This is a genomic window from Flavobacterium sp. (genome assembly GCF_035760125.1).
GTDB lineage: Bacteria > Bacteroidota > Bacteroidia > Flavobacteriales > Flavobacteriaceae > Flavobacterium.
Genome location: NZ_DASTTN010000351.1, coordinates 1 through 8,868, shown reverse-complemented (window position 1 = coordinate 8,868; position 8,868 = coordinate 1). Strand labels below are relative to the sequence as shown.

Below are 8,868 nucleotides of genomic sequence, written 5' to 3'. Positions count from 1 at the left end.
TGCCGAAACCACCATAGCTTTCGAAGTAACTAGACCAGTAGGTTCAACTATTTTTTCATTGGATTTGCAACTTAGAAATAATACTGTAATTAGTAGAATGTATTTTCTCATAAGGATAATAATTTTTGTTTGGTTTCGATTCTTAAATCTTCAAAAAAAGCAGTGAACTCTAACTCGAAATCACTATAACATTCAATAAGTTCATTGGATGCAAATCGCATTTTAGATTCATTTTTGGTTCGGCCATCCATTTGTGTCAGAATCCTATTGATTCCTTCTACAGTTTGGTAACTAACCAGCCAATTGTACTCAATCATATAAGGCATCATTCCTTTGGTTCGTTCAGATAAAAAATCATAATTATCATGTAAAGATTGATAAAAACGATTAGTAAAATCTATCAAACTTTCATCTGAATAATTACTCCAGTTTTTGGCCAAAAAATGATCATAAATTACATCTACAATTACACCAGCATAATGGTGATACTTGTCGTGTAATCGTTTAGTGCTTTTTCTAAAGACAGGGTGAGCATCAGTATAAGTGTCAATAAAGCGATGTAAAATAATTCCTTTTTGCATTTCTGAGGGGTAATTCTCAAACTGTTTGCCTCTAATTCCATCAGCCATAAAGTTTCCGATTTTTATCAAATCATTTTCTCCTGATAAATAGATGTGGGCTAGGAAGTTCATTTTATTGAGTTGCTAAGATTCTAAGTTTACTCTCGTAAATGTAAAAACTTTTTTACTGATTATTTCAAAAATAAAACTGGCAGGCAAATGTTTAGTTTTTGCACTCTCAGAAACTCAGCGTTTAAGAATCTAATTTTATAAAAACTTAGCAACTTAGCACCTCAGAAACTCAGCAACTTTTTTATATTTGTAACAAATAACCATTAATTCAAAAAAATGACTTTAATAAAATCAATATCTGGAATTCGAGGAACTATAGGTGGGAAAGTAGGAGATAATTTAACTCCGGTTGATGCTGTAAAATTTGCTTCTGCTTATGGAACTTGGCTTAAGAATTATTCGAAAAAAGATAAACTAACCGTTGTAGTAGGCCGTGATGCTCGCATTTCGGGGCCTATGATTCATAATTTGGTTATCAATACACTTATAGGATTAGGAATCGATGTAATAGATTTAGGTTTATCGACAACTCCAACTGTAGAAATTGCCGTTCCATTGGAAAAAGCCGATGGTGGAATCATTTTAACTGCTTCGCATAATCCGAAACAATGGAATGCATTGAAATTATTGAATGAGAAAGGGGAATTCTTAAGTGGTGCTGCAGGAGAAAAAATCCTTGAGATTGCCGAAGCTGAAGCTTTTGATTTTGCAGATGTGGATAGTTTGGGCGAAATCACTATAAATGATGCTTATATGGACATTCATATCGACGAAGTCTTAAACTTGCCATTGATAAATGTTGAAGCTGTAAAAGCAGCCAAATTCAAAGTTGTTGTCGATGGTGTGAATTCATCAGGAGGAATCATTATTCCGAAATTATTGGAATTGATGGGTGTTGAAGTAGTAAAATTATACTGTGAACCAAACGGACATTTTCCTCACAATCCAGAACCTTTAAAAGAACACTTAACAGATATTTCGGAGTTGGTGGTTAAAGAAAAAGCGCATTTAGGAGTTGTTGTTGATCCAGATGTAGATCGTTTGGCTTTTATCAGCGAAGATGGTGAAATGTTTGGGGAAGAATATACTTTAGTAGCTTGTGCCGATTATGTTTTGAGCAAAACTCCAGGAAATACAGTTTCTAATATGTCCTCTTCTCGTGCCTTACGCGATGTGACTAACAAACATAACGGAAGCTACGAAGCCAGTGCGGTAGGCGAGGTGAACGTGGTAGAATTGATGAAAAAGAACAATGCTATCATCGGTGGTGAGGGTAATGGCGGAATCATTTACCCAGAGTCACATTACGGTCGTGACAGTATGGTGGGTGTGGCTTTGTTTCTAACACATTTGGCCAACAAAAAAATGTCTGTTTCGGCTTTGCGCGCTTCGTATCCGGAATATTATATGAGCAAAAATAAAATTGAGTTGACACCACAAATCGATGTTGATGCGATTCTTGTGGCAATGACCGAAAAATATAAAAACGAAGATATCACTACAATCGACGGAGTGAAGATTGACTTTGCTGATAACTGGGTACATTTAAGAAAATCGAATACAGAACCAATTATTCGTATTTATACCGAAGCTTCTAGTCAAAAATTGGCGGATGATTTGGCTTTACGAATTATCGACGAAATAAAAGCTGTTGCTGGAATCTAAATGAATTTTGAAGGAGCGAATGAATAGGCTTTATTAGCAAACATAGTTCCTGCTGCTCGCTATATTTCCCGATTAACAAAAACTACGGCAAAAAGCCTTGTTTTTCTAAATCGGGAGATGCCACTTCCATCAGGACTAAAGAGTAGACACAGTTTTGTTTTTGGAAATATTAAATACAAAACCCGACTTTCGTCGGGTTTTTTTATGCTCTGTCGGGATGACTGGATTCGAACCAGCGACCCCTAGCACCCCATGCTAGTACGCTACCTGGCTGCGCTACATCCCGATTTATTCGTTGCAAATATATTTTTTTATAGAAAAAAAAGAAAATTATAAATCCATTTTTTGTGAATTTATAATCTTGGATTGGTTACAATCATGATTAAAGTTAATTGTGTTAAGTTCAAATGTTTTATGTAAGAATTTTTAAGGTAATATTTTATATTTTTCTTAAAATAAACAACTTAAACAAGTTTAAAAATCGTAATAGTTTGTTTTTTTACTTGAAATACTTTTAAAAATGAAAAGTTTGGATATCTATATTTTAATCAAAAAACTATATATTTGGAGCCAAATTAAAAAGAAATGGCCCCAACAAAAGTTACAACACAGCTAGAACAATATTTCAAACAATTTCGAGATAACATTATTGGAATTGACCAAGGTTTTGAATCACCTTATGGCCAACAAAAAATCATCTATACTGATTGGACTGCCAGTGGCCGTCTGTATCGTCCCATCGAAGAAAAATTGATGAATGAATTTGGACCTTTTGTAGCGAATACCCATACTGAAACCACTGTTTCGGGCACTGCTATGACAAAATCCTATCTTCATGCCCGTAACATCATTAAGCATCATGTAAATGCCAATCCAGATGATGTTTTGATAACGGATGGAACCGGAATGACAGGTGTTGTAAATAAATTTCAACGCATATTAGGTTTAAAAGTACCAGAAAACCTTAAAGATTATATCAATATACCAGCCGAAAAAAAACCAATCGTTTTTATTTCACACATGGAACACCATTCCAACCAAACTTCTTGGCTGGAAACTATTGCCGATGTTGAAGTTATTCCTTCCTGTGAAGAAGGACTTTTTAGTGTTGATAATTTGGCTATTTTATTAGATAAATATAAAGACAGAACCTATAAGATTGCCTCGATAACTTCATGTTCTAACGTAACTGGCATAAAAACGCCTTATCATGAAGCCGCCAAACTAATGCATCTGCACAACGGGGTTTGTTTTGTGGATTTTGCTTGTTCGGGACCTTATGTAAAAATTGATATGCACCCTGAAGATCCAGAATCGTATTTGGATGCTATTTTTTTTTCCCCTCACAAATTTTTGGGAGGACCTGGAACTTCGGGAGTTTTAGTTTTTAATAAAAAATTATATAATAACATGGTGCCTGATTGTCCAGGTGGTGGAACTGTTTCTTGGACAAATCCATGGGGAGAACATAAATACATAGACAATATAGAAGATAGGGAAGACGGTGGTACTCCAGGATTCCTTCAAGTGATTAAAACGGCATTGGCTATTCAATTGAAAGAACAAATGGGAATTGAAAATATTCTCAAACGCGAACACGAAATTGTGGAGTATGTTTTTGACTCGTTGGGAAATATCCCAAACATCAAGATTCTTGCAGGACAACATCATAATCGATTGGGTGTAATTTCTTTTTTTGTTGAAGATCTCCATTTTAATTTGGGTGTAAAACTATTGAATGATAAATTCGGGATCCAAACTCGTGGTGGTTGTAGTTGTGCGGGGACTTATGGACATTTCCTATTACACGTAGATCAGGAAGCTTCAAATAAATTAATTGACGAAATTAGTTTGGGAGATTTAATCAGAAAGCCAGGATGGATTAGAATGTCGATACATCCAACTACCACAACGGCTGAAATCGAATATGTTTGCAATAGTATTAAATCCCTTGCCGATAATCATAAAAATTGGGCATTGGATTATGATTACAATAAAGATACAAATGAGTTTTTACACAAGAACTCCCATGCAATTGAAGATACGCTAGTTCATGATTGGTTTTCTTTATGAGTTTCTAAGATTCTAAGAAACTAAGCTACTGAGCAACTATTAAAATAAAAAAATCACCTTCAAAAGTTAAAATTTTTGAAGGTGATTTTTTATTATCTGCAATCTAAATTCTGCAATCTAAAATTTTAAATACTATCTCTTCTGTATTTCCATCTTTTATGTGTCCATAAATAAAATTCAGGGGCTTCGTAGATTTGTTTTTCCAAAAGTTTCAAGTACTGGTCAGTAAGTTCAAAATTTGGAACCTCTTTAGGATTGTCAGAAAGAATTTCTAGGGTTGCTTCGTAATAACCTCGTTTTACTTTTTTTGTATTAAGATAAACCAGATTCATATTGTATCTTTTAGATAACATTTCGGCGCCAACATGAACAGGAACTTCAATTCCCATGAATTTTGACCAATGCATTGCCCCTTTTGCCTTTGGAGATTGGTCGCTGGCAAAACCATACAATGCCAATATATTGTTTTTATTATTATTGATTATTGTTGGAACAGTCTGTTTGGTCGTGATTAATTTGGCATTGAATCTAGAGCGTATTTTATGGACTAATTTGTCAAAATAGGGATTTTTAATTTGTTTGTAAATTCCATACCCAGCAAAGTCCGAATAATAGTTCATCGATATGATCCACTCGTAACTGGCATAATGTGAACAGATTATAGCCACACTTTTTCCCTGTTTTTCAAGGTCTTTATAAATTTCAATGTTTTTAAAAACAAACCTCTTGCAAATTTCTTCTTTCGAAATATTCATTGTTTTTATCATTTCAAGAAACATGTCACATATGTGATGGTAGAACTTTTTTTCTACAATCAACCTTTCTTGATCGGATAAATGAGGTAATGCAATTATAAGGTTTTCACGAACCGTTTTTTTACGATATCGAATAACTCGGTATACTATGAAATAAACAAAATCAGAAAACAAATATAATAATCGAAAAGGAAGCATCGAAATTACCCAAATTACTGGATAGACTAGTAAATATATGAGGTATTGCATTTATTAAAATTTAATGCAAATATAATTAAATAATCTTTTTTTGAACGATTTGTATTTTGTGAATAATTGTTTTTGACAGATTTGTTTTTAAAAAACTATTTTTTGTGTTTCCATCGTTTGTGTGTCCACAAATAATATTCTGGAGATTCATAGATTTGTTCTTCAACACGTTTTAAAAATAAATCTGTTAATTCGTAGCAGGGGATTTTACTTGCGTTTTCCGAAAATACTTCCAAAGTTGCCTCATAATAGCCACGCTTTATTTTTTTAGTTTTAAGAAAAACAACATTCATGTCGTATTTCTTAGCGAGCATTTCAGCACCTGTATGGACTGGGACCTCAATTCCCATAAATTTAGTCCAATGATGGGCACTGTTTTCTTTTGGAGATTGATCACTCGCAAATCCATAGACAGACAGTTTTTTATTCCTGCTATTTGTTATGATTGTAGGTATTGTTTCTTTCGTAGTTATCAAATTCGCATTGAATTTAGAACGAATAGAATGTACTAATTTATCAAAATGAGGGTTTTTAATTTGTTTATAAATTCCGTAGCTATGAAATTTTGTGAAGTAGTTCATTGATACTGCCCATTCATAACTGGCATAATGAGCACACATAATGGCAATGCTTTTTTCTTGTTTTTCTAATTCAGTATAGACTTCAAAATTTTTAAAGACATATCTTTTGCATATTTCGTCTTTGGAAATAGTCATCGTTTTTATCATTTCGAGAAACATGTCACACAGATGATGATAGAATTTTTTTTCAATAACTAATCTTTCATTATTGCTTAAATGAGGTAAAGTCAGCGCAAGATTTGCTCTTACAGTTTTTTTTCTATAACCGATAAGTCGGTATAATATAATGTAAACAAAATCTGAAAATAAATATAATAATGGGAAAGGAAGTATTGAAATACACCATAAAATGGGGTAAATTAACAGATAAAGAATGTATTTCATTTTGTAGGTTTTGCCAAAAGTAGTTTATTAAAAAGTAAAACAATATAGTTTATGATTTCTTTATTAGTAAAAATTATAATATTAATTAGATTTACAGTAAAATTTTAAAACCTACACTTTATGAATGCCATTTTGATTGGAATTATTGTTGCCAATGTCCTTATTAGTTATAAAGGATTTAATGATTTTTCTTTTTTTAGAAAATATGAATTCCATGTTGGCAGTATTCGCGCTGGAGAACAAATCCGAATGATTTCGTCTGGATTTCTGCATGTCGACATGACTCATTTATTGTTTAATATGCTAACTCTTTTTTTCTTTGCACCAGTTGTTATGAATTATTTGGGTAATATTTCATTTATCATGGTCTATTTTGGCAGTTTGATTTTTGGCAGTTTATTAACGATGCTTTTTCACAAAGACGATTATAGTTACAGGGCAGTAGGAGCATCTGGAGCGGTAACGGGAGTTTTATATTCTGCTATATTATTGCAGCCCGATATGATGTTGGGGCTATTTTTTGTAATTCCAATTCCTGCTTATTTATTTGGAATCATGTACTTGTTGTATTCTATATATGGAATGCGATCCAAAAATGACAATATTGGTCATACGGCTCATTTTGGGGGAGCTATGGGAGGATATTTAATTACACTCTTAAGAAATCCTGAATTAATGCAAGAACATACTTTAATGACCGTTTTACTTGCAATTCCAATAGTTATTCTTTTTGGAATGGCAAAAGCAGGAAAACTTTAAAATTTAATTTCAATCTTTAAAAATCAACATTATGAAAAAATCAATTTTGTTTATTATCTGTCTATTTTCGGTTTTGGCATACAGCCAAGAAATAAAACCAATTCCTCAAGTAAACGTATCGGGCGAAGGAAAAATTAAAGTAGTTCCTGATCAAGTTACTATTTTGGCGACTGTGGAAACAAAAGGAACTAATGCCAAAGAAGTAAAAAAACAAAATAATCAACAAATGGAGGCTGTTTTAAAATTAGTCAAGAGTATGAATTTGGCTCCCGCAGATTATAAAACGAAAAGAGTTTCATTGAATCCACAATATGATTATGAAAAAAAGAAACATACTTATAATGCTACACAAACTATTGAGATTCTTTTGAGAGATTTATCAAAATATGATGAATTAATGGAAGGATTGGTTGATCAAGGCATAAATCGAATTGATAATGTTACTTTTCAATCATCAAAGTTGACTCAATACCAATCTGACGCTCGAAAAGCAGCCATAAAAGAAGCGAAAATGAAGGCTGAGGAGTATGTGTCTGTTTTAGGACAAAAAGTAGGAGCAGCTATAACTATTACGGATAATTCACAAACATATTATCCGCAACCCGTTTATGCAATGAAATCGATGGCAATGGAAGCAGATGGAGCATCTCCTAGGCAAACAATGGCTGCGGGTGAAATTGAGATTATCGCCAACGTAAGCGTGAGTTTTAAATTGGAATAGAACCATATTTATGATTATAAAAAAAGTGCTTGAGTTTTTCAAGCACTTTTTTTATTAAGATTTAGTTTCATTTCGCAGTTTGCTTCTTTTCTTACCGTAAAAGAAATAGATTATAAAGCCAATAGCTAGCCAAACAAAAAGTCGTAACCAAGTATCAAATGGTAAAGAAACCATCATAACAACACAAGTGATAATTCCTAGGATAGGAACAACAGGAACGAATGGTGTTTTAAACGGGCGTTCTAAATTAGGCTCTTTTTTGCGAAGAATTAAAATTCCTAAACAAACCATCACAAAAGCCAATAAAGTACCTATACTGGTCATTTCGCCAACAATGCTTATTGGAACCAATCCTGCAAAAAGACTAATAAAAATGCATAAAACAATGTTTGATTTATAAGGTGTATTGAATTTAGGATGTAATTCTGAGAAAACTTTCGGCAGAAGTCCGTCTTTACTCATTGAATAAAATACGCGGGATTGCCCTAACAAGTCCACTAAAATTACCGAAGTATAACCAATTAAGATTGCTAAAATAACTGCTACGCCTAACCATTCATAAGGAGTATTCGCTATAGCAATGGCAACTGGTGCTGCGCTATTTTTAAATTCAGTGTAATTTGCTAATCCTGTCATCACATAACCAAATAGAATAAAAAGAACAGTACATACAAGTAAGGATCCAAGTATTCCAATAGGCATATTTCGTTGTGGATTTTTGGTTTCCTGAGCCATTGTTGCTACAATGTCAAATCCAATAAAAACAAAGAAAACCACACCCGCTCCACGCAAAACACCAGACCATCCAAACTCTCCAAATGTTCCCGTATTATTCGGAATGAAAGGATGGTAATTTGCCGGATCAATATATTGCCAACCCAAAGCGATAAAAACAATCACAACACCAACTTTTAAAGCTACTACTACAGCATTAAATAAAGCAGAACCTTTTGTGCCACGAATGATGATAGAAGTGATTAGAGCAATAATTAAAATGGAAGGTAAATTTACAATACCACGAACAATACTTCCATCGGCTAATGTGGCTG

General features: G+C 33.2%; 8 protein-coding genes and 1 tRNA gene. 4 read left to right on the top strand and 5 right to left on the bottom strand.

Annotation, left to right across the window (positions count from 1 at the left end; all coding sequences use genetic code 11):
- Nucleotides 1-107: 107 nt before the first annotated feature.
- Nucleotides 108-692, bottom strand: coding sequence for an acyl carrier protein phosphodiesterase (locus VFS71_RS12620; protein WP_326401652.1), 585 nt, complete (start codon nucleotides 690-692; stop codon nucleotides 108-110).
- A 216-nt stretch (nucleotides 693-908) separates the two neighbouring features.
- Here VFS71_RS12620 and glmM point away from each other — a divergent pair, with 216 nt between their 5' ends.
- Complete coding sequence (glmM, locus tag VFS71_RS12615) at nucleotides 909-2,297, top strand: phosphoglucosamine mutase (RefSeq protein WP_326401651.1); 1,389 nt, start codon at nucleotides 909-911, stop codon at nucleotides 2,295-2,297.
- 212 nt (nucleotides 2,298-2,509) lie between these two features.
- Here glmM and VFS71_RS12610 read toward each other — a convergent pair.
- Nucleotides 2,510-2,583 (bottom strand) — tRNA-Pro (locus VFS71_RS12610).
- Between the two features lie 299 nt (nucleotides 2,584-2,882).
- On the opposite strand from VFS71_RS12610, the gene VFS71_RS12605 reads away from it, so the two are divergent.
- A complete protein-coding gene (locus tag VFS71_RS12605; protein WP_326401649.1) occupies nucleotides 2,883-4,370 on the top strand; it encodes an aminotransferase class V-fold PLP-dependent enzyme in 1,488 nt (495 codons plus the stop codon).
- A gap of 125 nt (nucleotides 4,371-4,495) precedes the next feature.
- Here the strand turns inward: VFS71_RS12605 and VFS71_RS12600 are convergent, their stop codons facing one another.
- A complete protein-coding gene (locus VFS71_RS12600; protein ID WP_326401648.1) occupies nucleotides 4,496-5,374 on the bottom strand; it encodes a lysophospholipid acyltransferase family protein in 879 nt (292 codons plus the stop codon).
- Nucleotides 5,375-5,469: 95 nt separating this feature from the next.
- The gene (locus VFS71_RS12595) at nucleotides 5,470-6,339 is read right to left on the bottom strand and encodes a lysophospholipid acyltransferase family protein (RefSeq protein ID WP_326401647.1); all 870 of its coding nucleotides are present in this window, start codon (nucleotides 6,337-6,339) and stop codon (nucleotides 5,470-5,472) included.
- A gap of 120 nt (nucleotides 6,340-6,459) precedes the next feature.
- Here VFS71_RS12595 and VFS71_RS12590 point away from each other — a divergent pair, with 120 nt between their 5' ends.
- Nucleotides 6,460-7,098 carry a rhomboid family intramembrane serine protease gene (locus VFS71_RS12590; protein ID WP_326401646.1) on the top strand — a complete coding sequence of 213 codons (639 nt, stop codon included), beginning with the start codon at nucleotides 6,460-6,462 and terminating at the stop codon, nucleotides 7,096-7,098.
- Nucleotides 7,099-7,129: 31 nt separating this feature from the next.
- Nucleotides 7,130-7,819 (top strand): SIMPL domain-containing protein, encoded by a 690-nt coding sequence (locus tag VFS71_RS12585; protein ID WP_326401645.1) that lies wholly within the window; start codon nucleotides 7,130-7,132, stop codon nucleotides 7,817-7,819.
- Between the two features lie 54 nt (nucleotides 7,820-7,873).
- Here VFS71_RS12585 and VFS71_RS12580 read toward each other — a convergent pair.
- The coding region (locus VFS71_RS12580) for an APC family permease (RefSeq protein WP_326401644.1) at nucleotides 7,874-8,868 on the bottom strand (995 nt) is incomplete at its 5' end.